23 protein-coding genes are annotated in these 26,116 nt (G+C 44.2%); 13 read left to right on the forward strand and 10 right to left on the reverse strand.

The features are described 5' to 3' along the window. The first annotated feature begins 5 nt into the window (after positions 1-5). The 5 genes from KPL72_RS00890 (at position 6) to uxuA (ending at position 5,524) form a co-directional block, all read left to right on the forward strand. Positions 6-962 (forward strand): TRAP transporter substrate-binding protein, encoded by a 957-nt coding sequence (locus tag KPL72_RS00890; protein WP_100636202.1) that lies wholly within the window; start codon positions 6-8, stop codon positions 960-962. 64 nt (positions 963-1,026) lie between these two features. Next, on the forward strand, positions 1,027-1,572 hold the full coding sequence (locus KPL72_RS00895) for a TRAP transporter small permease (RefSeq protein WP_219701238.1): 546 nt from the start codon (positions 1,027-1,029) through the stop codon (positions 1,570-1,572). Beyond that, entirely contained in the window at positions 1,572-2,846 is a 1,275-nt protein-coding gene (locus KPL72_RS00900) for a TRAP transporter large permease (protein ID WP_212917107.1), read from the forward strand. The genes KPL72_RS00895 and KPL72_RS00900 overlap by 1 nt, the downstream gene beginning before the upstream one ends. 12 nt (positions 2,847-2,858) lie before the next feature. After that, complete coding sequence (locus KPL72_RS00905; RefSeq protein ID WP_219701241.1) at positions 2,859-4,325, forward strand: mannitol dehydrogenase family protein; 1,467 nt, start codon at positions 2,859-2,861, stop codon at positions 4,323-4,325. Positions 4,326-4,336: 11 nt separating this feature from the next. Continuing rightward, the gene (gene uxuA, locus KPL72_RS00910) at positions 4,337-5,524 is read left to right on the forward strand and encodes a mannonate dehydratase (RefSeq protein WP_212917109.1); all 1,188 of its coding nucleotides are present in this window, start codon (positions 4,337-4,339) and stop codon (positions 5,522-5,524) included. Positions 5,525-5,538: 14 nt separating this feature from the next. Here uxuA and KPL72_RS00915 read toward each other — a convergent pair whose 3' ends face one another. Beyond that, positions 5,539-6,480, reverse strand: a complete 942-nt coding sequence (locus tag KPL72_RS00915; RefSeq protein ID WP_219701244.1) for a LysR substrate-binding domain-containing protein — start codon at positions 6,478-6,480, stop codon at positions 5,539-5,541. A 118-nt stretch (positions 6,481-6,598) separates the two neighbouring features. Here KPL72_RS00915 and KPL72_RS00920 point away from each other — a divergent pair, with 118 nt between their 5' ends. Beyond that, positions 6,599-6,802: a hypothetical protein gene (locus tag KPL72_RS00920; protein ID WP_219701247.1), complete on the forward strand. Its 204-nt coding sequence runs from the start codon at positions 6,599-6,601 to the stop codon at positions 6,800-6,802. Positions 6,803-6,956: 154 nt separating this feature from the next. Here the strand turns inward: KPL72_RS00920 and gabT are convergent, their stop codons facing one another. Together gabT and KPL72_RS00930 are read right to left on the reverse strand one after the other, a co-directional pair. After that, positions 6,957-8,234 (reverse strand): 4-aminobutyrate--2-oxoglutarate transaminase, encoded by a 1,278-nt coding sequence (gene gabT / locus KPL72_RS00925; RefSeq protein WP_219701250.1) that lies wholly within the window; start codon positions 8,232-8,234, stop codon positions 6,957-6,959. A 97-nt stretch (positions 8,235-8,331) separates the two neighbouring features. Beyond that, a complete protein-coding gene (locus KPL72_RS00930; RefSeq protein WP_219701251.1) occupies positions 8,332-9,798 on the reverse strand; it encodes an NAD-dependent succinate-semialdehyde dehydrogenase in 1,467 nt (488 codons plus the stop codon). Positions 9,799-10,098: 300 nt separating this feature from the next. Between KPL72_RS00930 and KPL72_RS00935 the strand changes: the two genes are divergently transcribed. The 3 genes from KPL72_RS00935 to KPL72_RS00945 all read left to right on the forward strand — a co-directional run bounded on the left by KPL72_RS00935 (position 10,099) and on the right by KPL72_RS00945 (position 14,291). Beyond that, positions 10,099-10,995, forward strand: a complete 897-nt coding sequence (locus tag KPL72_RS00935) for a Fe(3+) dicitrate ABC transporter substrate-binding protein (RefSeq protein ID WP_219701253.1) — start codon at positions 10,099-10,101, stop codon at positions 10,993-10,995. Between the two features lie 389 nt (positions 10,996-11,384). After that, a complete protein-coding gene (locus KPL72_RS00940) occupies positions 11,385-13,493 on the forward strand; it encodes a TonB-dependent receptor family protein (protein WP_219701255.1) in 2,109 nt (702 codons plus the stop codon). Positions 13,494-13,622: 129 nt separating this feature from the next. After that, positions 13,623-14,291: a GntR family transcriptional regulator gene (locus KPL72_RS00945; protein WP_219701257.1), complete on the forward strand. Its 669-nt coding sequence runs from the start codon at positions 13,623-13,625 to the stop codon at positions 14,289-14,291. A gap of 181 nt (positions 14,292-14,472) precedes the next feature. Here the strand turns inward: KPL72_RS00945 and KPL72_RS00950 are convergent, their stop codons facing one another. The 6 genes from KPL72_RS00950 to KPL72_RS00975 all read right to left on the reverse strand — a co-directional run bounded on the left by KPL72_RS00950 (position 14,473) and on the right by KPL72_RS00975 (position 21,040). Continuing rightward, positions 14,473-15,723, reverse strand: coding sequence for an NAD(P)/FAD-dependent oxidoreductase (locus tag KPL72_RS00950; protein WP_249422035.1), 1,251 nt, complete (start codon positions 15,721-15,723; stop codon positions 14,473-14,475). 53 nt (positions 15,724-15,776) lie between these two features. Continuing rightward, complete coding sequence (locus KPL72_RS00955) at positions 15,777-16,712, reverse strand: 4-hydroxyproline epimerase (RefSeq protein ID WP_219701260.1); 936 nt, start codon at positions 16,710-16,712, stop codon at positions 15,777-15,779. Then, positions 16,703-17,677 carry a dihydrodipicolinate synthase family protein gene (locus tag KPL72_RS00960; RefSeq protein WP_219701262.1) on the reverse strand — a complete coding sequence of 325 codons (975 nt, stop codon included), beginning with the start codon at positions 17,675-17,677 and terminating at the stop codon, positions 16,703-16,705. Before KPL72_RS00960 ends, KPL72_RS00955 begins: the two co-directional genes overlap by 10 nt. A 327-nt stretch (positions 17,678-18,004) precedes the next feature. After that, positions 18,005-18,964 carry a sugar phosphate isomerase/epimerase family protein gene (locus tag KPL72_RS00965; protein WP_212917120.1) on the reverse strand — a complete coding sequence of 320 codons (960 nt, stop codon included), beginning with the start codon at positions 18,962-18,964 and terminating at the stop codon, positions 18,005-18,007. Positions 18,965-18,976: 12 nt separating this feature from the next. Next, positions 18,977-19,984, reverse strand: a complete 1,008-nt coding sequence (locus KPL72_RS00970) for a Gfo/Idh/MocA family protein (protein WP_212917121.1) — start codon at positions 19,982-19,984, stop codon at positions 18,977-18,979. A gap of 117 nt (positions 19,985-20,101) precedes the next feature. Continuing rightward, positions 20,102-21,040 carry a sugar ABC transporter substrate-binding protein gene (locus tag KPL72_RS00975; RefSeq protein WP_219701265.1) on the reverse strand — a complete coding sequence of 313 codons (939 nt, stop codon included), beginning with the start codon at positions 21,038-21,040 and terminating at the stop codon, positions 20,102-20,104. A 342-nt stretch (positions 21,041-21,382) separates the two neighbouring features. On the opposite strand from KPL72_RS00975, the gene KPL72_RS21145 reads away from it, so the two are divergent. Beyond that, positions 21,383-22,435 (forward strand): LacI family DNA-binding transcriptional regulator, encoded by a 1,053-nt coding sequence (locus KPL72_RS21145; RefSeq protein WP_212917123.1) that lies wholly within the window; start codon positions 21,383-21,385, stop codon positions 22,433-22,435. Between the two features lie 14 nt (positions 22,436-22,449). Beyond that, a complete protein-coding gene (locus KPL72_RS00985; RefSeq protein WP_219701268.1) occupies positions 22,450-22,800 on the forward strand; it encodes a hypothetical protein in 351 nt (116 codons plus the stop codon). A 92-nt stretch (positions 22,801-22,892) separates the two neighbouring features. On the opposite strand, the gene lpdA is transcribed toward KPL72_RS00985, so the two are convergent. Beyond that, entirely contained in the window at positions 22,893-24,299 is a 1,407-nt protein-coding gene (gene lpdA / locus KPL72_RS00990) for a dihydrolipoyl dehydrogenase (RefSeq protein WP_219701271.1), read from the reverse strand. Between the two features lie 161 nt (positions 24,300-24,460). On the opposite strand from lpdA, the gene KPL72_RS00995 reads away from it, so the two are divergent. Both KPL72_RS00995 and lpxM read left to right on the forward strand, forming a co-directional pair. After that, positions 24,461-25,024 carry a TetR/AcrR family transcriptional regulator gene (locus KPL72_RS00995; RefSeq protein ID WP_219701276.1) on the forward strand — a complete coding sequence of 188 codons (564 nt, stop codon included), beginning with the start codon at positions 24,461-24,463 and terminating at the stop codon, positions 25,022-25,024. Between the two features lie 82 nt (positions 25,025-25,106). Further along, entirely contained in the window at positions 25,107-26,045 is a 939-nt protein-coding gene (gene lpxM / locus KPL72_RS01000) for a lauroyl-Kdo(2)-lipid IV(A) myristoyltransferase (RefSeq protein ID WP_219701279.1), read from the forward strand. Positions 26,046-26,116: the final 71 nt, after the last annotated feature.

Genomic DNA, 26,116 nt, shown 5'->3' on the forward strand with positions numbered 1-26,116 from the left:
TCACCATGATTAAACCAATGTTAAAAGTCGCCGTCATGTCATCTATCTTGTTGGCTGGGCTAGCTCAAGCTGCTGATGTTACGTTGAAATTTGGCTATCCAGCCAACGAAGACAATATTTGGCACAAAGCTGCTTTGAAATTTAAAGAAGTCGCAGAAACAAAATCGAATGGCCGTATTGACGTTAAGCTTTATCCTAATGAGCAGTTAGGCAAAGAAATGGATGTTATTAATAGCATTCAGCTTGGTACAGCGGATATGACCATAACGGGTGAATCGCTACAAAACTGGGCACCAAAAGCGGCATTGATGGCAGTTCCTTATGCTTTTACCAGCTCTGAACAGCTGACAAAAGCCGTTGATGGCGAAGTTGGTAAAGAAATTAGTGAGCAGATTTCTGAGCGTACAGGACTTAAACCTATTGCGTGGTTCGAGCGTGGTCCTCGTCATTTAACCTCCAACCGTAAAATTCAATCTCCGAGTGATTTGGATGGCTTGAAGTTGCGAGTGCCTAACGTGCCTCTGTTTGTAAAAACCTGGCAAGCACTAGGGGCTAAACCAATCCCTATGGCATTTAGCGAAGTATTTACTGCCTTGCAGCAGAATACGATTGATGGGCAAGAGAACCCACTAAGTTTGATCAATAGTGCGAGTTTCTACGAAGTTCAGAAATATGTGAACTTAACAGGTCACGTTCGTAGCTGGATTTATGTGGTGATTGGCCAAGACAAGCTAAACAGTATGCCTGCCGATTTGCGAGACATCGTTCTGGACGCTGGTAAGCAAATGCAAAGCTATGAACACAGCATGTTTGCTGCAGATGAAGCACAATTGCGTTCTACTCTAGAAGCTCGTGGGATGGAGTTTGTGCAGCCAGATCTTGAAGCGTTCAAAGCGGCAGCTCAAAAAGCAGTACAAGATGCTCTAACTCCTGAACAACTTGCGCTTTATAACAAAATCTAAATCCGTTTAAGACCGCCTATTTTCGCTTTTATAGCGAAAATAGGCCCTTTTGGAGAGAAATACGATGAGTATCTCATCTCAAACCAATAACCCAAGAGATTTTGTGGGCAAGCTGGAAGCAAGTATCCAGTGGTTGCTACGCATCATTGATTGGGTATTTTCTGTATTAGCTGTATCTGCATTATTGGCGATTACTGCGGTGGTTATGCTGCAAGTAATCTCGCGTTTCTTGTTGCCTAGCTCCCCTATTTGGACAGAAGAGCTGTCTCGCTATTTATTTGTTTATCTTATAGTGATGGGTTCTGGATTAGTGATTCGACATAATCGCCATGTGCGTCTAGAACTGTATCAAGGTGCTTTAAATCGATTCTGGAATAAGGTGTATCAAATTTTCTGCCATGTATTGGCGGGGAGCTTTGCTATTTATATTCTGCCTTATGCCATCAAATACGCTCAAATAGGACGTTGGCAGACCTCTCCTGCTTTAGAAGTTCCTATGTACTGGGCATTCCTATCGGTGACTTTTTTCTTCGCGTTAACGGCATTTTATAGCTTTATGAGTGCACTGCTTGTTCTGCTTGAACGTGATGACCAAGGAGTAGCTTCATAATGGAAGTCATTTTACTGTTTCTCGTATTCTTTTTACTGCTTTTTGTGGGCGTACCAATCGTGTTTTGCCTAGGTATCGCATCGCTTACTTATTTAACTATGGCAGGGATTCCTTTAACCATAGTGCCTCAGCGTTTGTACGCAGGTATGGATTCCTTTGTTTTGCTCTGTATCCCCGGCTTTATTCTGGCTGGCAATTTAATGAACGTCGGTAATATTACCGATTATATTATTCGGTTCAGTAATGCCTTGTTAGGTCACATTCGTGGCGGCCTTGGACTGGCGAATGTTGGCGGCTCAATGATCTTTGGCGGTATTTCCGGTACAGCTGTGGCGGATACGGCGAGCATTGGCGCTGTGATGATTCCAGGTATGGCTCGAAGTGGTTACGACAAACCCTTTGCGGCGGCGGTAACGGCCGCATCCTCTACGATTGGGCCAATTATTCCACCTAGTGTTCCCATGATTATTGTGGGTTCATTAAGCGGTATTTCCGTTGGCAAAATGTTTTTAGCAGGTGTCGTTCCCGGAGTCATGTTGGGTTTAGCTATGATGGTAACGGCATATATCATTGCCGTGAAGCGTCAATATCCACGCGAAAAACGCGCGACATTAAAGGAAATCTATATCGTCGGTAAAGGTGCTTTTTGGGCACTCTTGATGACCTTTATTATCCTGTACGGGATTATTGGTGGACTCTTTACGCCAACAGAAGCCTCTATTATGGCCAGCTTATATGCCTTTGTTGTCGGCATGTTTGTCTATAAAGGTCTGACTTGGAAGAATCTTCCCAAGCTATTAGTGGATACGGTTTTAAGTTCTACCAGCTTACTGTTATTGGTTGGGATGGCGAATTTATTCGGCTGGATTCTGACCAGTGAGCAAATACCACAGATGCTGGCGAGTGCTATTTTTAGCATTAGTGAAAACCCATTGGTGGTAATTTTAATCATCAACATCGTGTTATTGGTTGTTGGTGGGTTCATGGAAACCATCGCAGCACTGATTATCCTTTTCCCGACCTTGCTAAAAGTGGCGGAAGGTATTGGTATGGACCCGATACACTTTGGTGTGATGGCGGTACTTAACCTGATTATTGGTTTAACAACGCCGCCAGTTGGCGTGTGCCTGTTTGTCGCCGCAGGAATCAGTGAGTTGCCAATGACTACCATTGTAAAAGCGATTTGGCCTTTCTTACTCTGTAACCTTTTTGTGCTTTTACTTGTTTCTTATATCCCAGCTATTTCATTGTGGCTGCCTTCGCTGTTGGGTTAATTGGGTGACTTTATGACAAACATTCAACGTATAGATAGCCAGATTGAACCAAGCCAGCATGATATCGGCATTGTTCACATTGGGTTAGGTGCTTTTCATCGTGCTCACCAAGCTGTGTATGTAGAACAGACGCTTGCACTTCATGGGGGGGATTGGATGATCGCCAGTGCGAATATTCGTTCTAATCATAAGCTGGTAGAGCAGATGCAGGCGGCTGAGCATAGTTATCATGTGGTGGAATATACTGATACGAGTAACGCTAATCTAAGAGAAATTAAAGCGATTAAAAACACGTTTTTCTGCGGCTCTGATGAAGGAAGGGAGGCGCTGCTTTCACAAATGACAGCGCCTGCCACCAAGATTGTCACCTTAACAATTACGGAAAAAGGTTATTACTTGGCGCCATCCACAGGTGAATTATTGTTAGATGCACCAGAAATTCAGCATGACATGGCGTCTCCATCGCAACCCAAGACGGCCTTGGGTTTGATTCTTGAGTCTTTGAAACAGCGCCGTGCGCAAGGTCTTGAGGCTTTTACGGTATTGTCTTGTGACAACATGCCTCACAACGGTGTTCGAGCGAAAGGCGCGGTCGTTGCGTTAGCAAAAGTACAAGACGACGAATTTGCCCAATGGGTTGAGCAAAACGTTGCGTTTCCAAATTCCATGGTAGATCGCATCGTTCCAGCTGTTTCCGATCACGATCTTGCGATGATTAAAGCGGACACTGGCATTAGTGAGCCTACCGTGGTGAAGTGCGAACAATTTAGCCAATGGGTCGTCGAAGATCATTTCCCTGCGGGTCGTCCGCAGTGGGAATCTGCTGGCGTACAAATGGTTGAAGACGTCTCAAGCTATGAAATGATGAAGCTTAGAATGCTCAATGGTAGTCATTCCTTGTTGGCTTACTTGGGGTCTATTGCGGGCTTTAAAACCGTCGCTGATGCTATGCAAGACAAGAATATTCGAGCCTTCCTTGAACATTATATGATGCAAGAAGTAGCCCCGACATTACCTAGTTTTAGCCAAACGGAATTGGCGACTTATTGCCAACAGTTATTAGCACGTTTTGAAAACGATAGTTTGCAGCATCAGCTTAAACAAATTGCAATGGATGGCAGTCAGAAGCTGCCACAACGTTGGTTGAGTGGCTTAACGGAATTGCAGGAAAAAACGCTAGCTGCACCGGCTATCGAGCTTGGTATCGCTGGCTGGATGGCCTTTCTTTGCAATGCCGAACAGAATCAGCAAAGCATCAACGATCCGCTTGAAGCTGTGTTATTCGAATTAGTTAGCCGTCATCGAGATGACTCGATGAGCCTGATTTCTGCTCTGCTGCAACGTAACGATATCTTTCCGACGGCCTTGGCTAATAATAAGGCCTTACTAGTTCGTCTAGTGAGCTTAGTGGACGGATTGCTAGCAGGCGTAAAGGTACAGAATCTGATGCAAAGCGCTTCTCAGAATAAAGACAAGTAAGAGAGTTTATTATGGAACATACATGGCGTTGGTTTGGAGTAAACGACTCCATCACTTTACAAGATATTCGCCAAGCAGGCGCAACTGGCATTGTTACGGCTTTGCACGAGATTCCAAATGGCGAAGTGTGGCCAGTTGAGGCTATTCAGGCAGTGAAAGATAAGATAGAAGCGGCGGGGTTGCGTTGGTCCGTTGTGGAAAGTATTCCTGTTCATGAAGATATTAAGCAACGTACGGGTGAGTATCAAAAGTACATTGAAAACTACGGTAAGAGCATTCAAAACCTTGCTAGATGTGGTATTCAAACCGTGTGCTACAACTTTATGCCGGTGCTTGATTGGACTCGAACGGATCTTACTTATGCCTTACCAGACGGTTCCCGAGCCTTGCGTTTTGACCAAACTGCCTTTGCCGCGTTTGATTTATTTATCTTACAACGCCCAAATAGTGAAAACGGCTACAGTGAGGCAGAAATAGCGGCCGCTAAAGCTCATTTCGCCGCACTAAGTGACGAGCAAAAAGAGCAGCTGATAAACACGATATTGGCAGGGCTTCCCGGTGCCGAAGAAAGCTACTCGTTAGAGAACTTTCGTGCCGCATTAGCAGCTTATGATGATATTGATAAAGATGTTTTAAGAGAGAATTTTGCTTACTTTTTAGAGCATATAGTTCCAATTGCTGAATCTTGTGGTGTTAGTTTAGCGGTTCATCCAGATGATCCGCCGCGTCCAATTTTAGGCTTGCCTCGAATCGTTTCGACCAAGCAAGATGTTGAGTGGTTAGTCGAGCGTATTCCCTCGCCTGCCAATGGCATTACTTTCTGCACCGGATCTTATGGTGTGCGCGAAGATAACGACTTGTGCGACATGGCGACCACCTTTGCTGATCGAATTTACTTTACTCACTTGCGCTCGACTCAACGAGAAGAGACTTGGGGAAGTTTTCATGAAGCCGCACATTTAGAAGGGAATACAGACATTTCGGATGTCATTCTAGTGTTACTCAAAGAAGAACAGCGTCGTAAACACTCAGGTATAGATAAACGTATTCCATTGCGTCCTGATCATGGTCATCAAATTATGGATGATTTGCGCCGTGACGCTAAACCCGGTTACTCGGCTCTTGGTCGAATGAAGGGTTTAGCTGAAATCCGTGGTGTTGAATTTGCTCTGAAAAAATATGTTTTGAAAGACGAATAGTTTGAGCGTTGCTATTAAGGCCAAGGCAGTGGTTGATGAGATTCTGTTTTAAGGATGTTTTCACCCTGCCCACCACTTTCTTCTCTGAGCCAGTCGACAAAAGCTTTAATACGAGCTTTTCGTGGTGAGTTTTTGCTGTAGTTCACGTAAAACTCTATGTTGGTGTTCAGTGCTTTCGGAAAAGCCTGTACAAGTATCCCTTGCTCTAATTCTTCTTGCACCATGAACCTTGGGCACAGAAACACACCATGACCGGCCTTTACTGCACTGATTCCCATGTACCAAGAGTTGACTTCGGCCCAGAGTAACTTCTTATTACGAAGTGGCGAGATCTTTTGCTCTGCAAACCATGCTTCCCAACGATAAATAGGTGTATCGACTTGTATCAGCCAGCATTTGAGCAAGTCTGTTGGCTGTTCAAATTGAATGTTTTTTGCCAGTTCAGGTGCGCACACTGGAATGATTTCAGAGGATAAGAGCAGGCTTTGAGAAATATTATCTTGATGGTTGATAAGATTATCGATACTGATGTCTATTTTGCCCGAGTGGATATCTTCGCGTTCATCGGATGAGAAGAGTTTGATGTTTATAGATTGGTGCAAGTGGGAAAAACGCCATAACTTTGGCATCAACCACAGAGACACAAAGCTTTGTAATCCCGAGACAAGCAGAGTTCCTTCCAGCGGTTCGAGTTTGACGCTTTCTAAACCTTTTCCTATGTGTTCGAACGCTTGCTCTAGATGTTCTGCGAGAACTAGTCCTTGACTGGTAAGACGCATGTCTCGGCCAGAGCGATAAAACAATGGCACACCTAGGTAATCTTCTAATAAACGAATCTGCTGGCTCACCGCAGCCTGTGATACATGCAGTTGCTTTGCGGCTTTGGTGTAACTCAAGGTTTGGCTCGCCACCGAAAAGTAATGGGCGGCTTTGAGGTGAGTAACGCGATTGCTCATAAGTTAGTTCCCAAAATAGAACCCATAAGATTTTCTAATCTAATCTGTAAGAATATAGCGTTCGTTTTTACCTCTTTTTGGCGACACAATAAAGCCCTTATCAACAGGAGGTGAGAGCATGTGGACGTTATTGTTATGGTTGAATCAAAAAATAGTAGCAAGCTATGAGTTACTAAAGAATCGATATCAGATACAAAGAGCAAGACGAACAGCGAGAAAGCAAATGATGTTTGCCCACAAGCTCCCTGATTATTTGCGTCGAGATATGGGGCTCCCGCCTTATACTGAGCGCGAAGAGACAATATCCAAAGATTCTTGGTGAGCTTTCAGGTTCTCTAATGGACGCTACTTTTGAAGTGATCTTATCTATCAAAAAAATAGCTCACATAAAAAAGCCACTGTGTCACCACAGTGGCTTGCAGCAAGAGTCATTCTTGCAAGGGGAGCTTGATGCTTTTTACTTTAGAGAGGTTAAATCAAACAATCTCTTTAAAGCAGCGTTTGAAGATTTCCATGCCTTCGTCGATGATGTCCATCTCGATGGTCAAAGCAGGTAAGAAACGAATAACGTTGCCGCGAATACCACAAGACAAAAGTACTAAACCGTTTTCAGCCGCTTTTGCAGACAGCTTTTTCGCCATTTCTGGGTAAGGTTTGTTTACATCGCCATCGTGTACAAATTCTACCGCGATCATCGCACCTGCGTTACGTACTTCACCAATGATGTGTGGGTATTCAGCCTGCATAGCGTTTAGATGTTTAACGAAGTGAGCACCTACTTCCACTGCGCGGTCGCATAGTTTCTCTTCTTCGATAACATCAAATACAGCTAGACCTGCTGCACAGCCGACTGGAGAACCGCCGTATGTACCACCTAAGCCACCAGGAATTGGCGCGTCCATAATGTCTGCCTTACCCACAACCGCGGCGATTGGGAAACCACCCGCGATGCCTTTTGCTGCTGTCATCAAGTCAGCTTCAATACCTGCTTGTTCGTGGCAGAACATAGTACCGGTACGGGCAAAACCAGCTTGGATTTCATCAAGAATCAAAAGCATACCGTGCTCGTTACATAGCTTACGAAGCTTCTGTAGGAAGCTTGCAGATGCTTGGTAGAAACCACCCTCGCCTTGTACTGGTTCAATGATAATAGCCGCAACACGAGAAGGCTCGATATCGCACGTGAAGCGCATTTGAAGGTCAGCAAGTGCTTGCTCTTCGGTAATGCCGAGGTAATCATTTGGGTAAGGGATATGGAAAATATCGCTTGGGAAAGGGCCAAAACCAATTTTGTAAGGGTTCACTTTACCTGTCAGACCCATGGTCATGTTCGTACGACCGTGGAAGCCACCGTTGAACGCAATAATACCTGGACGACCAGTGTAAGCACGAGCAATCTTCACACAGTTCTCAACCGCTTCTGCGCCTGTAGTAACAAAGATAGATTTTTTCGGTGTATCGCCTGGTGCTGCTGCGTTTAGCTTCTCAGCCAATGCCACCGCTGATTCGTATGGGCTTACCATCACACATGTGTGAGTAAAGCGCTCTACTTGCGCCAAAACCGCTGCCTTTACTTTTGGATGGTTATGACCTGTGTTTACTACGGCGATACCGGCACCGAAGTCGATGTGACGCTTGCCTTCAACGTCCCAAATTTCGGCGTTTAAAGCTCGGTCAACGTAAACTGGTGCCATGTTGCCTTGGCCACGAGCGATAGCACTTTCTTTGCGTTTTTGTAGATCAGCGTTGTTCATTTTGTCTTTCACCTTTTAGAGCAAGCTCTATGTACATGAAGCGGTGCGTTGCTCCGCTTGTTAATTAAGATAAGAGTGGTTGTGTTAGGTGAAAACCTTACGCCAAGCCGCCCATGCACAAGTATTTGATTTCAACGTATTCGTCGATGCCGTATTGAGACCCTTCACGACCACTTCCAGACTCTTTTACACCGCCGAATGGTGCGACTTCACTGGAAATAATCCCTTCGTTGATCCCCACCATGCCGTATTCCAAGGCTTCAGAAACACGCCAGATACGAGCGATGTTTTGGGAATAGAAGTAAGACGCCAAGCCAAATGGGGTATTGTTTGCCATGGCAACCGCTTCTTCTTCGGTTTTAAATTTGAATAGCGGAGCAACTGGGCCAAAGATCTCGTTAGAAAAAATGTCCATGTCTTCGGTAACGCCAGTCAAAATGGTTGGCTCGAAGAACTGTGCGCCAGCAGTTGTGGCTTTTGAACCACCGATTAGCGCTTTCGCACCTTTTGCCATGGCGTCGCCAACAAGTTGTTCCACTTTGCTGATCGCAGCGGGATTGATTAGCGGGCCAATGTTGACACCTTCTGCAAAGCCATCTCCTGTCTTAAAAGTCGCAACGCGTTTTGCTAGTTTTTCAGCAAAGGCATCGTACACACCTTCTTGCACTAAAATTCGGTTTGCGCAAACACAGGTTTGGCCAGCGTTACGGTATTTAGACGCAATCGCGCCTTCTACTGCAGCGTCTAGGTCGGCATCATCAAATACGATGAAAGGTGCGTTGCCGCCCAATTCCATGGAAGTACGTTTAACCGTTTGCGCGCACTGAGAAAGCAACAATTTGCCCACTGGCGTAGAACCAGTAAAAGACAACTTACGTACCGTTGGATGGCCTGTTAATACGCCGCCAATAGCTTTCGCGTCTTTACCGACAACCACATTCAATACGCCTGCTGGAATACCCGCTTGATGGGCCAGTTCAGCCAGAGCCAACGCACACAAAGGGGTTTCGTCAGAAGGCTTAATGACAATCGCACAACCCGCTGCAAGTGCAGGGCCCGCTTTACGAGTGATCATAGCGATTGGGAAGTTCCATGGTGTAATTGCCGCGACCACGCCAATAGGCTGTTTAATAGTTAATACGCGCTTGTCTTTGGCGAAAGTAGGAATTACGTCACCATTCAAACGACGTGCTTCATCTGCAAACCAATCAATAAAAGACGCACCATAAGCCACTTCGCCTTTCGCTTCGGCAAATGGTTTGCCTTGCTCCAAGGTCATCAAGGTCGCTAAGTCGTCTTGGTTGTCTAAAATTAGCTGGTTCCAACGGCGCAATAAGGTCGCGCGTTCTTTCGCTGTGCGGTTTTGCCATTCTTTCTGTGCTTTTTCAGCCGCTTCAACAGCTTGTGTTGTCTCGTCTGCGCCTAAATCCGCAACATCGATAATGTGTTTGCCATTCGCAGGGTTGGTAATGGCGAAGGTCTTGCCAGATTTAGCAGCTACCCATTCACCACCAATGTATGAGTGGCTTTTAAGTAGAGAGGGCTGAGATAGTATTGCTTTCATAAAACACTCCAGGCTTGGCTACGGAGGATGGTTAGTAAGTGCAGCTCTTAATTAACTTAGCACTTTTAATACCAATCGATAGTAGGCAATGACCATGGTTTGAAAAATGAGAAGCTATCAACTCAATGTTTGATGTTATTCAAACATTAGACGACTTACGGTAGCTCGAAGGTTTCTAATAGAGATGCGCGATGAAATAGGGTTTCTGAATGGTGAATAATTATTTTGTCATTAACAATGAAATTGATAGCCATTCTCTTTTGAAATATGATGGCCGCACCTTCAAAAAGAGCCATCATTATGCCGTTGTGTCATGTACCTATTTATGTCATTTCTCTTTTATTGTCATTGTCTTCTTGGGCCTATCCAAGCATTCAGGATGAAAATGGTACTTTCACTCTGCCCAGTGAGCCTAAGCGCATTGTCGTTTTAGAATTATCATTTGTGGACGCACTTGCTGCGGTTGGCCTCTCTCCAATTGGCATTGCGGATGATAATGACCCTAATAATTTACTCCCAGAAGTTAAGGCGAAACTGAAACCTTGGACCTCTCTAGGAATGCGATCACAACCGAGTATGGAGAGAATTGCCGAACTACAGCCAGATTTAATTATCGCGGATTTTCAGCGGCACGCGGCGGCTTACGATAATCTATCCCGCATTGCCCCAACTTTGCTGCTAAAAAGTCGTGGTGAAAGCTATTTAGACAGTCTTGCGTCTGCTGAAAAGATTGGAATTATTGTTAATAAAAACGCAGAAATGCAGGCAAGGCTTAGCGAACATAAAGTCATCATGGCTAGCTATCGAAAGGCATTTGAAAAAATGACGTCGGTCGGAAGCGTACAGTTTGCTATTGTCAGCTCGCGAGGCATGTGGCTGCATGGGCCAGGCTCATACGCTGGCGGGGTGTTAAATGCTCTGGGATTAGCCAGTCCAATTCCCGATGATGGCAATATGCCGTATTTAGCCAACAGCTTAGAATTATTGCTCAAAGTGAACCCCGACTGGTTATTGATTGGTGCTTATGGTGACCACACAGTCCTTGATGATTGGCGTACTAACCCATTGTTTCAGTTACTTACCGCAGAGAAGAAAAATCAACTTATCAACGTCTCCCCCGAGTTATGGTCTTTAAACCGAGGCATTCTTGCTGCAGAAGGGATAGCAAAAGATCTTGATAGAATTTTGTCACCTTAAAGAATAGTAACTATAAATCTATAACCTTCTTAATGCTCTTCTCTATCCGAACGGTACGCCTCGAATTGTACTTTCCTTGATTATCCCCGTGATATTAAAGCCATTTTAAGGCGTGTTGCATAAGTTGCAACGAATCATTCCTCATTGTAAATATAAATGATATGTGTTCTCATTATCAAAAGTAAGTTTATGTAAATTTACTTGCCCTGCGTATTTCATCTCAATTTTCAATATTTTTGATGAAAAGTATTACCTAGGCTCCACGGATGGCACATCCGGCATCAACTCAATCGGATACGGCTCACCTGCCGAGTTCATGGTCAGCTACAGCTATGAACTATAAATCAGAAAAAATCGTCATTATCACCTTGTGAAGGAAAAATCTTTATATGTTTATTCGAGAATCGTCTGTTTTAAGTAGTACGACATTCCGCTATTCCATTTTGGCTTGCTCTATGATGTTTGGCTTATCTGCTCAAGCCGCCAGTGAAGCGACTGAGCTAAAAGCTCTCACCGTTCATGCGAGTGTGCTTGGTGAATCGAAAGAGTCAGATGTCAAAGAATACGCTGGCAGTCGTACAGTTATTTCAGCGGAACAGATGACCAAAACAGCAGCTAAGTCTATTGATGATGCTTTGCAACAAGTGCCAGGTGTTAAAGTTCAAGATGAAACAGGAACGGGCGTATTGCCAAACGTTTCTGTTCGAGGCTTGAGTGCTAGTCGCAGTGGACAAGCGCAATTTCTGATGGACGGCGTGCCGTTAACGTTAGCGCCTTATGGCCACACAGGACAATCAGTTTTTCCTGCGACCTTGTCATCATTAGAGCGTATCGATGTGGTTCGCGGTGGCGCCGCAGTTCAATATGGACCAAATAACGTTGGCGGTGTGATTAACTTGGTGACTAAGCCAATTCCTAAGGATTGGGAATCGCAAATTAGCAACCGAATCACTGGATTTGAGCACAGCAATAATACATTGAATAACTTGTATCTCCGCACGGGCGGTTGGGTCAATGATGATTTTGCTATACAGATTGAAGCTAATACTCAAAATGGTGACAGTGCTCGTGATCACTCCGATACCGATGTGCAGAATTTCCAGATTAAAACCGATTGGTTGATTAGTGATACTCAAGAGCTGCAAGCGTTTGTCCAACGTTACGATGCCGATACCGAAATGCCCGGTGCCTTATCAACTCAAGCGTATCAAGCCGATAGAACACAGTCTCAGCGTACGAATGATACTTATAATGCCGATGCCACACGTTGGCATTTAAAGTTCTTACAAGATTTAGACTGGGGCAACGCCGCGCAATTCGAGGTATTAACCTTTGGTCATCGTGACACACGTAATTTTGTCTGGGGCTTTAACCGTACATCTGGTGTGGCTTGGTCTGATCCAAGATTTGCTTCTACAGATATCCGTAATTCGCCTCGTGAGTTCAATGTCTTTGGGGTAGAGCCTAAATTGTCTGTGGCATTTGGATCGGCAGAGAGCGTAACGCAAAACCTTATTGTGGGTATGCGTTATGTGAACGAAGACATAGATTATCAATTACGTCAGACTGATATTTCAACAGGGGCGGTCACGGTGCCTCGTGATTGGAAACTCGATACAGATGCAGTTGCAGCTTATGTGAGCGATGAAATTGGCTTGATGAATAATCGCTTAAAAGTCACGCCTGGGTTGCGGTTTGAATCGGTTCACATGAATTATCAAGACATTGGTAAAGCAGAACAACAAAGTAACCAGATTAACGAAGCCTTACCTGGGTTAACGGTTGCTTATAGTTTAAACGATGATTGGGTGTCTTACGCTAATGCGCAGAAATCTTTGCGCGCACCACAGATTTCCTCAATTCGTGGTGATGGGAATAAAGATGGTGAACTGTCGTGGAACTATGAAATTGGCGCGCGTTACACCCATGGACGAAACGCTTTTAATGTTGCTTTGTATCGAATAGATTACAAAGATCAGCTGGAATGGATTGCTGCCGAACAAACCTTTGAAAATGCTGGTAAAACTCTCCATCAAGGCGTTGAGTTATCCGGTCGCTATGGACCTGAGTCTTTACCTGACTTGAGTTTAGGTTTGGCTTATACCTACCTAGATGCGACTTATGAAGAAGGAGAAAACAAAGGTAATAACCTTGTTGATGCTTCTAAGCATCAGATTTCTTGGGATGCGAGCTATAACCTTGCTGGTTACCAATCTACGGTGTCTGGTTACTACTACAGTGATGCTTTCTCGGATGCCGCGAACACGACAGAGGAAAATGCGAGTGGTTCGTTAGGTAAAATACCGTCTTACACGGTTTGGAACCTGAATGTCAGTAAAGATCTTTATGAAGCAGGTAACACTAAGTTGAGTATTGATGTGGCTGTAAACAACGTATTCGACAAGGAATACTACTTCCGTGGTGTTGATACCAGCCCTGTTGGTCGTTACCCTGCCGTGGGTCGTACTTACAGTGTGACAGGTAATCTTACTTTCTAAATGGTTCGATCGGCTTAAAACGATTTAATCTATGAGTTATAAAAAAAGCGCCGCTAACCTCACGTTAGCGGCGCTTTTGCGTATAATAGCTTGATCTTCCTGTATTTTAGTCCGCGAAGGAGTAGTCGCTTGGTACCCAAAAGAGCCGTTGTTCGTCAGAGTTTCCCCGATATCATTGCTGCAGATTTGCGCCAGCGTATTTTATCTGGCGACCTTGCGGAGGGTGAGCTTATTCGTCAGGAGTTATTAGCGGAAGAATATGATGTCTCGCGCATGCCAATTCGTGAAGCGCTGAAGCGTCTTGATGCTGAAGGGCTGGTGGTTTTCACCAATAATCGCGGTGCTACGGTCACCAAGCATTCTCTTGATGAAATTGCCGAAATCTTTGATGTACGAATGATGCTAGAAGTGGATCTTTTTACTCGTGCTATTCCTCTCATGCAAGATGAACATTTTGAGCTTTGTGAAAGTATCCTTAAAGAGATGGAGCTATCTTATCGAAGTGGCGATGTCGCGGCTTGGGGACCATTAAATGCAAGATTTCATGGTGCGCTTTATGCCGCAGCGGATAGAATACTGACAACGAATCTATTAGAGCGTGCCAGCTTACAATCCAACCGCTACGTGAGTATGCACATCGATCAATTAAATAAGTCAAAAAGCGCCCAGCAAGATCATAGTGACTTACTGATGTTAGCCCGCCAACGAAACGTCAATGCCGCTGCAGACAAACTTCGTGCTCATATTGAAAACACCAAGTTCCAAGTGCTTGAATGGGTTACCGCGTCTCGGCGGTAGCGACCGTAGTCAATTTTGTCAGATGAGCCGACTACGAAGAACAACCACCCTGTCCATCAAAAAAAGTAGGTCGGATGAGACGAGGTACGAGGCGTTATCCGACGCCATGGGTGACAACGCCTGATTACGGTCGTGCCTCCCTCATCAGGCCTACAAAACTTTTTAATAATCTTAGAAGTGGTTAAAAGCGCGTGGCTGAAAACGGTGTAAGATCAATGTCTGGCGTGCCGTTATTGATCAGTGCCGCGACTAATTCTGCGGTTCCTGCGGATTGAGTGAGCCCCAGATGTCCATGTCCGAAAGCATAAATTACTCGTTGAGATCGACTGGAGTAACTGATCACCGGAAGACTGTCAGGCATGGAAGGACGAAAGCCCATCCACTGTTTACCTCCGTTAACTTTTAAACCGGGTAAGAATGTTTTTGCTTTATTGAGTAAGACCTCAGCCCGTTGAAAATTGGGCTTCAAATCCAATCCACCTAGTTCAACTGCACCGCCAACACGAACACCTTCGCCTATTTTTGTCACTACAAAACCATGATTGCTAAAAGTTAGGTGGGTTTTTAAATCAAACGCTCTGGCTGGTAATGTCGTGTTGTACCCTCGTTCCGTATCTAATGGCAAACTGTCACCAATAGATCGCGCTAAAGTTTTTGACCAAGCCCCTGCAGCTAGAACAGCTTGGCTTGTTTCATAGTCGGCCGCATCGCTTTTTAAGGTTACTCTATCGTTATTCACTTCAATGGAATTAATCGATGCAATGGCAATTCTACCGCCAAGTTTTTCAAATTCTTCAGCTAAGTGTTTAGTCCATTCGGCAGGATCGCAGACGTTTTTCCACTCCGGAGTAAAGGCCGCATGGGTAAATCGGGGGTGAATGCCGGGCTGGACTTTGGCGATAGCGTCTGGACTGAGTAAAAATTCATAGATTACGCCATGTTGTTGTCGCGTTTGCCAACCAGCAAGACTGGCATTGAATTCTGCTTCACCTTCATAAAGTTGTAACTGCCCTTCTCGACGAATCATAGCTTCGCCATTTACGGCTTGAATTTGACGTTCCAGTGCTGCTTTAGAAAAATCCATCAAACTGGCTTGTGCCGCCAACGCTGCTTGATATTTGTCTTGCCAGCTGGCACGCCAGAAACGCAGCATCCAAGGGAGAATTTTCAACGCGTAAGCGGGACGCAATGACAAAGGGCCGAGGGGGTCGATCAACCACTTTGGTGCTTTGCGCATAATGCCTGGCGTGGCGAGAGGAATCACATCCGCAAAGGCAAACGCTCCTGCATTGCCGGACGATGTTTCTGCAGCAACACCTTTCCGATCCAATACAAGCACTTGTCGGCCTTCAGATTGCAGTTTTAGCGCAATACTAATGCCGATAATCCCTGCTCCAATAACAATCACATCCTGATTTTTTGTCATGTCCATTTTGGGTTCACCAATTATTTCTAACCAATTATTTGAAGTCTAGCTATCCATCGCTAAGACAGTTTAATACCATTTTTTAACGGGTCGCTGGGGTTCATCATCAAGGTTGCTTCTTTGGTGACAAACGCCTGTCCGGTAATGTTAGGAATAATCGTATCGCTTGTTGAAGGCTGATAGCTCAAACGATAACTACTACCAATGGTGCTTTCTTGAATGATTTCTTCGCCTGGAGCAAGGCGATTATCCGCTGCTAGGCAAGCCAAGCGTGCTGAACTGCCTGTGCCGCAAGGTGATCGATCATAGGCGTTGTCAGGGCACAGAACGAAGTTACGGCTGTGGCCATTTTCACTAAGTGCTGGCCCATAAAGAACAACGTGATCAATGATGCCACCATCTGTACCTGTTAATTGCTTTGCTTCAATGGCTTCGCGAATTTTGATCGAGACTTCCGTCAGGTTACGAATATTACTTGGAACAACAGGCACAGGGCTTTGATCGACAATAATGAACCAGTTTCCACCATAGGCAATATCACCAGAGACTGTACCTATCCCTTCGATTTCTAAGTTCACATCTTTGTGTAAACGACGGCTGGCCACGTTTTTCACCGTCACTGTGTTTGCATCTGAAAGTGTCACTTCAACCACGCCGACTGGCGTTTCGATTTTGTGCGTGCCGATGCCTATTTTGCCCATGTGAGCCAACGTTGCGGCAACACCAATGGTGCCGTGACCACACATGCCGATGACCGCAGCGGCGTCGAAATAAATCACGCCTGCTACGCACTCAGGATCAACCGGATTGACCAGCATCACGCCGACCATGGCTTCTTGCCCATAGGGTTCTGATACTACAGAGCGATAAAAATCCTTATGTTCCGTAGCCAAAATTTTGGCGCGTTCGGCCAAAGAACCAGAGCCTAAATCTGGCCCACCAGACACAATAACGCGGGTTGGTTCACCTTCCGTATGACTGTCTATTACTTGCATGTATCTATTACTCCACCTTGTTTTGCCCAATCCGCAAACCAGTCTTTGAAGAGCGCATACTGATCTTCACAGTAACGACGCTGTGCGGCATTAAGCTCATCCGTTTCGTTGAAGTGTAATCGATACTCTTCTTCACCGTTTAAAACAAGCAAATATTTGAAGAACAAGACTAACTCAGGGCCTTCGTCGAAACTGGCTAAAACAGAAAAGGCTTCTTCTAATTCTTGGGCGCGAACGCGGGCTTCCGCGTTACCTTTTGCTGCTAACTTACATAAGTTGGCGAGTAACAGCACTTCTTTCGGTAGTGCCGTGCCAATACCGGTGATTGCGCCAACTGCGCCGCATTTAACAAAGCCGTGATAAACCGCCGTATCAACACCAATCATTAACAACACATCATCGTCTTGGGAGGTGATGTTTTCCGCTGCGTAGCGCAAGGCTTCTTTACTGCCAAATTCTTTAAAGCCAACTAGATTCTTATGTTCGGCACGTAGCGCAAAAAACAAATCCGCACGGGTCTCAAAGCCATATACAGGGCTGTTGTAGATAATCGCTGGAATCGACGGTGCCGCGGAGAGAATCGCTTTGAAATGGTGCTTCTGAGCAGCGATCACCGAGCCACGAGACAGTACGCGAGGAATCACCATCAAACCCGCTGCACCGACTTTCTCGGCGTGCGCTGCCAACGCCACAGCGGATTTGGTATTAATCGCCCCAGTACCAACGACCACAGGAATGCCCGCGTTCACCAAGCGCTCTACGCCTTCCATACGCTCGGCATCGGTCAACAAAGGCCAATCTCCCATGGAACCGCAATAGACCACAGCAGACATCCCCGCCGCCATCATCTCTTTACCCTTCTTCACCAAGTTATCGAAGTCTGGCGTGCGATCTGCCTTACAAGGCGTCATCAACGCCGGCATGACGCCGTTGAAAACACTTACATCAAAAACATCATTGCTCATAATTCGATACCTTTTTAAAGAAATTGAAGGAATTTGCTAGCCATTATTAAAAATGGATTTTGTATCCAAAATATACCTAGCGCAAAAAGTAGTCAATGGAATGTTTCTTTAATCTTTATGTCTGTGCGTTTGAGTTAATAGAAATAGCTGGTGAGAGAGAAGCGTTAAGCTAAGTATGTTTAAAAGATTTGTAGTTTGAGAAGGGCTTTGTGTCTGAAAATGGGAGACTGTGATACTTGTACGGAATCTGTTTATATTGAATGGCATAAGGGAAACAAGAGATGCTCGGCCTGTCTCTTATTCCCCTTTTATTATTTAAAAAGTAGTTTAAATGTCTTGTAACTTAAAGTCAGAAGGCGCTTTTGGTATTACCCCTTGCAATAGATCGACGGACTTTTCTAAACCTTCTAAGGAGTTAAGTAAAACGTCTTCATGCTCAATTGATAACCAACGGTCATAACCATTCATCAATAGGCGGTAGCAGAATTGACGCCACCACTCTTCACCGTGGCCATAACCTAGGGTGATGTATGACCATGAACGTGCTGGAATATCAATCAAGCTACCATTTTCAAGTAAGCTGGTGGTTGCCTGTACACTTGGGTTTAGCAGTGTGTCTTTGGCATGCACGTGATAAATCGCATCGCCTAGCGCGTCGACTGCAGCAATAGGATCGGCTCCCATCCAAAATAAATGTGACGGGTCTAAGTTAGCACCAATGATAGGGCTTACTGCAGAGCGCAGTTTTAATAGGCTAGGTACATTGTATACGCATTGGCTGCCGTGTAATTCCAATGCGATGCGTTCTACTCCACATTCTTTTGCTAGTGCAACAATGTCTTTCCAGTAAGGAATCATGACTTCTTCCCACTGATATTTCAGCATAGTTTGTGTTTCCGGTGGCCATGAAGATACTATCCAATTTGGCATCGAGTCACCTGGCGCGCCAGCAGGCAGCCCTGACATGGTGCAGACCGTTTTCACCCCCATTTTACCAGCTAAGCGGATGGTATCTTTTAAGCACTGAGATTGGGCTTTGTCTGTCGGATGTAGAGGATTACCGTTGGCATTTAGCGAAGCGATTTCGAGTCCTCGGCTGTCGAATTCTTGTTGAAATGCTTGGCGAGCTTCTGCGCTGTTTAATAACTCTTCCAAGCGGCAGTGTGGTGCAGTGGACCAGCCGCCAGTATTGATTTCTACACCATGAACACCCATTCGTTGGGCGTTATCGAGCATTTCCGTTAATGATTGGCCACTAAGGCTGTCTGATACAAAACCAAGTTTCATGAAGATAGTTCCTTATAGGTAAAGAGTCGGCTTTTCTATGCGATGAATGGGGGTTTTTAGGCCTGAGGAGAGTGCTTGCACACCAGCTTCTGCTATTAGTGTGGCGCAATATCCATCCCATGAATCTGAAGCAATTGGATTGGGGGTGTTTGTCAAGATTGATTGAATCCACGCCTTATTTTGCAAACGGTAGGCTTCGGCAAAACGTGGTCTCCAATCTGCTGCATAGGCTTCGCTTGCCTGTAATGCGCTATGTAGCTCCGTAAGAACGGGACTGCGTAAAGCGATGCTGCCCTTCTCTCCTACTAATTCACCGCGTACGTCATAGCCATACGCTGCATTATTATTGATTTCAATATTTACCAAGCGACCGGATTCAGTCTCCAAGACCATAAACACTGGTGCACCTACTTTAGATGTATCTAAGCATTTTGGTTGAAATACTGAAATGGACTGAATGTCTTCATCTAGCATAAAGCGTGCAGCGTCAAATTCATGAGGGGCGGAATTAGAGATGGCCATTTGTCCTGTGAAGTTTGCAGGTGCCTCGACATTCCGGTGGAAGCAATGAAACATCACGGCTTGGCCTATTTTTCCTTGTAGTAAATCTTGTTTCATTGCTGTGTATGAAGGATCAAACCGGCGCATAAAGCCGAGTTGCACCATTTTTTTACCCAGCTTAATCTCTTCTTCTATAACGGTCAGGCATTCTTGTGAACTTGTTGCCAATGGTTTCTCGCACAGAACTGGTTTACCTGCTTTTATTGCAGCCAAAGTTAATGGAGTGTGTGTGTGATCTGGGCTGGCAATGACTACGGCGTCTATTTCTTTGCTTGCAATAACTTTGAGAGCGTCTGTTTCAGCGTGTTGAATACCAAATTGATCGGCTACATAGCGAGCGCGTTCTGCAGACACATCGCAAATGGTATGTAATTCAACGTGAGGTAGGTCTTCAGCAAATATACGTGCGTGATCCATCCCCATAATACCTGTGCCTATTAATGCAACTCGTATACTCATATTATTAACCTTTTTATTTGTGAAAACTTATTGTTGATGAAAACCAGAAATTTTGACTGGGCCTTGTTCAAAAGCTGGGAAAGCCCTTTCCCAGCTAGGAGGACAAAAGCAATGTTCTTAGTTAAGTTTGTTATAATCAGCCATGTTTTCTGGTGTGACCAACTCAAAAGGAATCCATACCTTTTGCTCTACCTCTTCGTTATTTATAAGTTGCAAGGCTGCTTGAACTGCACCACTGCCTTGAGCTGCACCATTTTGAAAAACGGTTACGTCAAGATCACCAGCTTTCATAGATGAGAGAGCGTCTGAGGTTGCATCAATACCTGCGACAATGACACTGTCCATAGAGCGGCCTGTGGCTTTAAGTGCTTGTATTGCGCCTAATGCCATCTCGTCGTTATTAGCGATCACTGCATCAAACTCTAAGCCAGCCGTTAACCAATTGGACATTAGGTTGTTACCTTCAGTACGCATGAAGTTCGCGGATTGTTGTTCAATGATTTCAATACCGCTGCACTCTGGGGTAGCAAATACGTCATGAACGTCTTTAGTTCGAATCGTTGTATTATTATCGCCAATGGTACCCATCATAATAACGGCTTTGCCTTTACCATCTAATAGGCGGCAAACTTCTTGTGCTTGTAAGGTGCCAGATTCCAATTCATTGGAACCTACAAACGCCTGATTATCGGGCATCATGTTAATATTTATTGGGTGACGGCCCACGTAAACCAATGGGATACCAGCTTCTTCTGCCGCATCACTCATGCCCATAGTGGCATCGGAATCCACTGTATTAACTATGATTGCATCTACACCTGACGCGATAAAATTTTGTATTTGGTTTAGCTGAACACCGATTTCATTTTGCGCATCTTCTACTTGTAAGTTAACGCCAGATTTCTTTGCCGATGTTTCGATATTATTTCTTAGAACAGATAGAAAATTGTCGTCAAAACTAAACAGTGTGACGCCAATTCTAGGTTGGTTAGAGTCCGCTAGTGCAGGGGTTGCTAAAATGGCTAGCGTCATGGCAGCTGTAATTATTTTTTTCATGTGCTTCTCCTTATTATTTTATTTATTAGTGAAACTAAGCCTCACTAGATTGTGAATCTATCATTGAGATTTGATGTTATCAATATCATTTTGATTTGACAAAGATCATTTTGATGTGTTTTTGTTTCATTGTTTCTTTTGTTTTTCATTAAGTTATTGTTTTTTAATTGATATTGTATTTCTTTTTTATGATGGTATTTTTTATGTTTATTGGTTTGTATGTAAACGGTGATAATGTTTCAAGATGAGGCTTTTGTGTATCACGGATAGTTAGGTTCTCTTTCAACATCAAAGACGGTAATCTAAGCCAGACTTCATTTTACTAAATAGAGAACAGTAGACGTGTCAGTAGATTTACTAAAAAAAACAACGATGAAAGAGGTTGCTGAACTGGCTGGGGTAAGCGTAGCGACGGTCGATCGAGTGTTAAGTAATCGAGCCAAAGTCAGTCCCCATACGAAAGAAAGAGTATTTGCCGCTATTCAACAATTGAATATTCAGCAGCAAGTGTCGATTGATTCAGGTAATACAGAATCGAATGAGCCTCTAAGATTTTTATTTCTATCAGAATCTGGCGCTAATTTTTTACGCTCGATCGAGGATGCTGTACTTGAAATCAGAGAACTGTTTTCTCCACACAATATTACGATTCACACAAAGTCACTCTATCCGTTTAATTTAGAGAGCTTTCTTGCACTGTTAGAAGTGTCTTCAGAGCAATATGACGCTATTGTATTGCTGTGTAGGGAGGACCCTGCTATTTCCTCTTCTGTTAATAGAATTGTAAAAGCTGGCTGTCCAATAGTTTGCTTTACGACTGACTTGTGTGATACATCGCGTTTATCTTATGTTGGACCAAACCACGTGAGCGCGGGTCGCACTGCGGGATCTTTAATGGGGCGTTATATCGGGCAGTGTGCTGGTGAAGTTGTTCTTGTTGTGAGTGCGCCTTACCGCTCTCAATATGAGCGTGAGCTAGGTTTTAGACGAGTGATTAGAGAACAATTTCCCAACCTTAAAATTTTAGAGTCTCTTAACAATCACGATTTAGATGAAGAAAGTTACGATAGCTTGATTAAGTTGTTTAACTCTGGTGTTAAGCCTTTAGGTATTTATAACGTGACAGGTGGAACTCAAGGGGTTGCTCAAGCGTTAAAAGAAAAAGGTTGGTCAAAGGATGTTGTTTTTATTGGTCATGAGCTAAATGATGGATCCTATGATTTACTCTCTCAAAATGAGGTAGATATTATCATTGACCAAGATTTGAAATCGGAAGCGCTCACTGCTATCAACGTATTAATGCATCATTTTGAGCGTCTCCAAAAAGAGCCTATGCAGACGACGAGTGCTCCGATTATAACGTTGCGTGAAAATATGGTAGTAAAAAACGTTTGATAAAAGAGGTTTGTTTGACCTATTTCGATCAGTTCATGCAGCAGTGGAAAGCGTATATAAAACAACAACTTTTCCATTTTGGACTTAGCTATATAGAAACAGATGCTGGCGATAGTATTGATATCAAAGCGAATTCATTGGCCTATTTTAGTTGGCTAAGGGCTTCTAGAGCGGGTAATAATTTCGATGAATCAAGGGATGGAGTCGCTTGGGTAATGCTGGAAAAGCAATTGCGAACATTTGCGGAAAAAGCCGAAAAAGGCACCTTTGATCTAGTTTCGAAGTTACATCTAGAGGAAAACCAAATCCAGATTTACCTGGATTTTAGTTATGATGATGAACAGCACATCGTCTATGTCAGTTGATCTATGATTTCCTAATTATTAGGTTTCATCATCAGAGAATAACTGTGCGTGAACACCATGTGGCGTTCACGCACAAGTCTCGTCACCAGATGTTAAGCCTTTTTCGCTTTCTTGTTCGGTAAGTCTGTAATCGTCCCCGCGCCGAGTTCTGCCGCTAAGCCGACGGATTCGTGTAGGCTTGGGTGGGCGTGGATGGTTAAGGCGATGTCTTCCAATGTTGCACCGAACTCGATGGCTAGGGTCAGTTCACCGAGTAATTCCCCTGCATGAGAACCAACGATGCCAGCACCTAAGACACGTTCTGTTGCTTCATCATAGATAAGTTTAGTCTTACCTTGCGTCACGCCAGAAGCAATCGCTCGTCCGCTTGCAGTCCATGGAAAAACGGCTGTTTTAACAGGGATGCCCTGCTTTTTCGCTTCTGTTTCGGTTAAACCAACCCAAGCAACTTCAGGGAAAGTGTAAGCAATCGATGGAATAGCGAGAGGCACGAAGTCGACTTTATGGCCTGCAACAACTTCGGCGGCGGTATGGCCTTGGTGTGAAGCCTTGTGCGCCAGCATTGGACCATGGGTGACGTCGCCAATGGCTAGAATATTAGGTACAGATGTTTTGCATTGCTCATCAGTTAATACAAAACCTCGTTCGTCTAATTTTACGCCAATGTCTGCAATGCCTGCCGTTTTGCCGTTAGGTGAGCGACCAACAGCCACAAGTACTGCATCAACTGCAAGATTGCGTTCTCCGTCTTTGTCTTTCAAGGTGACATTTAACGCTTCAGGTGTCGCTTTTATATCGGTCACTTGAGTTTGTGTCAAAAAGGTCATGCGGTCTTTGTTTGTTTGCTCGAAGACCTTCACAAGGTCTTTATCAGCCCCTGTCATGATTTGTTCGCCAAGTTCCGCAACGGTGATTTTAGCCCCTAGAGATTGGTAAACTGTAGCCATTTCTAGGCCAATGATACCGCCGCCAAGTACTAATAAATGCTCAGGAATACGTTCGAGTTGCAGAGCGCTAGTAGAGTCTAAAATTCGTGGATCGTCATAAGGCACAAAAGGTAATTTAATCGCACGTGAACCAACGGCGATAATGGCGTTTTTGAATTCTACTTTTTCTTCTGAACCGTCTTTTGAAACTGTTATTGAGTTTGTCGAGTCGAACTTCCCTTCGCCATGAAGAACGGTGACTTTTCTACCTTTGGCCATCATTGTTAAGCCGCCAGTTAATGTATCTACTGTGGATTGTCTATGATGGCGGATGGCCTCAAGGTCAATAGTCGGCTTGGCAAATTGCACTCCGTGGGCTGGTTCGTCAGCCATAAGGATTTTGCCTGCTACATGTAATAGGGCTTTAGATGGAATACAGCCGACGTTTAGACAGACGCCGCCCAATGTATTGTGGCGTTCTATTAAAGCGACCTTTAAGCCCAAATCCGCTGCTCGAAATGCGGCAGCATAACCACCAGGACCACTGCCTAAAACCACAAGATCGTATGTCATATTTGTCTCCGTGAGTTGTTTTTGAGGTAAAAAAACATTCTACCTATCTCTAGATAGGTAGAATGTAACTGGTTATTTTATTGTGGGTCAATAAAATACCTACTAGTAGATAGATAAACCTTATTTTCAAAAAAATGACATTTTGATAACCGAGAATAACTATGATAGTCGAGAAAAACGATACGAAGAGCAAAATCCTCGATACGGCAGAGCGATTAATCACGCTAGGAGGTTACAACGCTTTTAGTTTTCGTGATATTGCTGATGAAATTGGAATCAAGAGTGCAAGTGTTCACTACCACTACCCGACCAAAGGTGATCTAGTTTCAGCGGTTATGGCGCGCTATAATGAGGAGTTTTCTGAGCAGCTACCAAATCTAAATAATGAGCAGCTGAACCCTAATGTTCTGTTGAATAGTTTTATTGATGGGTTTAAGGCAAAAATTGTTGATCAGCGTAATATGAGCTTGTGTACTATGCTTACATCAGATAAAACCATATTACCCGAACAGGTTTGTAATGAATTAGTAACGTTTTATCAGCTAAAGTTAGAGTGGCTAACGCAGATATTTGTTCGTTTGGGCGATATTGAGGATGATAAAGCGCTAACACAGGCTGTTCAGTTACTTGCTTGTTTACATGGTGCATCTATTTTAGTTCAGGGCACGGATAAGCCTGATTTTTTTGATCGAGCTTTATCTGAGTGGAGGCAATATGGTTGTTAAAATAAAGATACAAGATATCATTTTCAGGCATTAATCGAATAATGTATCATTTAATTTTCACGATTCATGCGAAACACTAAAAATGAATTCTGCTGATAAACATGCATATAATCCAACTTTTCAATGGCGATTCCTACATCCTCGTTTTTGGACTACATGGGTCGGTGTTTTTGTGTCCTTATCAATTGCTTTTTTGCCGTTACGCTGGCGAGATAAAATGGCAAGCTGGATCGCTTGTCGTCTGCTTAATACAAAAAGTAAAGCGCTAAAAAGAGCGCGTGTAAATATTGAACAATGCTTTCCTGAAAAATCTTTGGAAGAGCGCGAGACCCTATTGAAAAAAAGCTTTCAGACCGCTGCGCAATTTTTTATTGCTTACGGTGAGCTCGTTGTTCGTAGTAAGCGACGCTGTGAATCTCGTTGTACTATTACTGGTCAAGAACATTTATTTCCGCTTTTAGATAGAGGGAAGAAAGTTATTGCCTTGGTTCCACATTGTTGGGCAATTGACTACGCTGGAATCATGTTAACAGCGAAAGGCTACAAAACTGTCGCCATGATTCGCACTCAGAAAAACCCCATTATCAATTGGTTAATACATCGTCAGCGCATACGCTACGGTGCTCGTGTATATTGCCGTACCAGTGGCATTAAGCCCTTTATGAATGCTATTAAAGAAGGCCATTTAGGCTACTACCTTCCGGATGAAGATTTGGGCGCGAAGAATTCTGTATTCACACCTTTCTTTGCGTCAAACAAAGCGACAATGAAAGGGTTAGGTCGTCTAGCAACCTTGACTGATGCGACGGTGATCCCCATGCTACCTGCGTACAATGCTGAATCGGGTAAATACGAACTCTTTATCTCGCCTCCTTTGGAAAATTTCCCCAGTGGTGATGAGGCAACTGATGCTCTTATTATGAATCAAGCTCTTGAGTCCATGATATCTAAGCATCCAGAACAATATATGTGGATCTTGAATCTATTGCGCACTCGCCCTGATGGTTCTTGTCTTTATTAGTGAGATCCTGCACGAAAACTCCCTATTAAGTGATAAACTACGGCCTAAATGATTAGGCCGTTTTTATTTGT

This window comes from Marinomonas lutimaris (genome assembly GCF_019426345.1).
GTDB lineage: Bacteria > Pseudomonadota > Gammaproteobacteria > Pseudomonadales > Marinomonadaceae > Marinomonas > Marinomonas lutimaris.

Bases quoted from the DNA above. Each gene is read 5' to 3' on its own strand.
- KPL72_RS00890 (WP_100636202.1), top strand. From the start codon at position 6: ATGATTAAACCAATGTTAAAAGTCGCCGTCATGTCATCTATCTTGTTG.
- KPL72_RS00895 (WP_219701238.1), top strand. From the start codon at position 1,027: ATGAGTATCTCATCTCAAACCAATAACCCAAGAGATTTTGTGGGCAAG.
- KPL72_RS00900 (WP_212917107.1), top strand. From the start codon at position 1,572: ATGGAAGTCATTTTACTGTTTCTCGTATTCTTTTTACTGCTTTTTGTG.
- KPL72_RS00905 (WP_219701241.1), top strand. From the start codon at position 2,859: ATGACAAACATTCAACGTATAGATAGCCAGATTGAACCAAGCCAGCAT.
- uxuA (WP_212917109.1), top strand. From the start codon at position 4,337: ATGGAACATACATGGCGTTGGTTTGGAGTAAACGACTCCATCACTTTA.
- KPL72_RS00915 (WP_219701244.1), bottom strand. From the start codon at position 6,480: ATGAGCAATCGCGTTACTCACCTCAAAGCCGCCCATTACTTTTCGGTG.
- KPL72_RS00920 (WP_219701247.1), top strand. From the start codon at position 6,599: ATGTGGACGTTATTGTTATGGTTGAATCAAAAAATAGTAGCAAGCTAT.
- gabT (WP_219701250.1), bottom strand. From the start codon at position 8,234: ATGAACAACGCTGATCTACAAAAACGCAAAGAAAGTGCTATCGCTCGT.
- KPL72_RS00930 (WP_219701251.1), bottom strand. From the start codon at position 9,798: ATGAAAGCAATACTATCTCAGCCCTCTCTACTTAAAAGCCACTCATAC.
- KPL72_RS00935 (WP_219701253.1), top strand. From the start codon at position 10,099: ATGCCGTTGTGTCATGTACCTATTTATGTCATTTCTCTTTTATTGTCA.
- KPL72_RS00940 (WP_219701255.1), top strand. From the start codon at position 11,385: ATGTTTATTCGAGAATCGTCTGTTTTAAGTAGTACGACATTCCGCTAT.
- KPL72_RS00950 (WP_249422035.1), bottom strand. From the start codon at position 15,723: ATGGACATGACAAAAAATCAGGATGTGATTGTTATTGGAGCAGGGATT.
- KPL72_RS00955 (WP_219701260.1), bottom strand. From the start codon at position 16,712: ATGCAAGTAATAGACAGTCATACGGAAGGTGAACCAACCCGCGTTATT.
- KPL72_RS00960 (WP_219701262.1), bottom strand. From the start codon at position 17,677: ATGAGCAATGATGTTTTTGATGTAAGTGTTTTCAACGGCGTCATGCCG.
- KPL72_RS00965 (WP_212917120.1), bottom strand. From the start codon at position 18,964: ATGAAACTTGGTTTTGTATCAGACAGCCTTAGTGGCCAATCATTAACG.
- KPL72_RS00970 (WP_212917121.1), bottom strand. From the start codon at position 19,984: ATGAGTATACGAGTTGCATTAATAGGCACAGGTATTATGGGGATGGAT.
- KPL72_RS00975 (WP_219701265.1), bottom strand. From the start codon at position 21,040: ATGAAAAAAATAATTACAGCTGCCATGACGCTAGCCATTTTAGCAACC.
- lpdA (WP_219701271.1), bottom strand. From the start codon at position 24,299: ATGACATACGATCTTGTGGTTTTAGGCAGTGGTCCTGGTGGTTATGCT.
- KPL72_RS00995 (WP_219701276.1), top strand. From the start codon at position 24,461: ATGATAGTCGAGAAAAACGATACGAAGAGCAAAATCCTCGATACGGCA.
- lpxM (WP_219701279.1), top strand. From the start codon at position 25,107: ATGAATTCTGCTGATAAACATGCATATAATCCAACTTTTCAATGGCGA.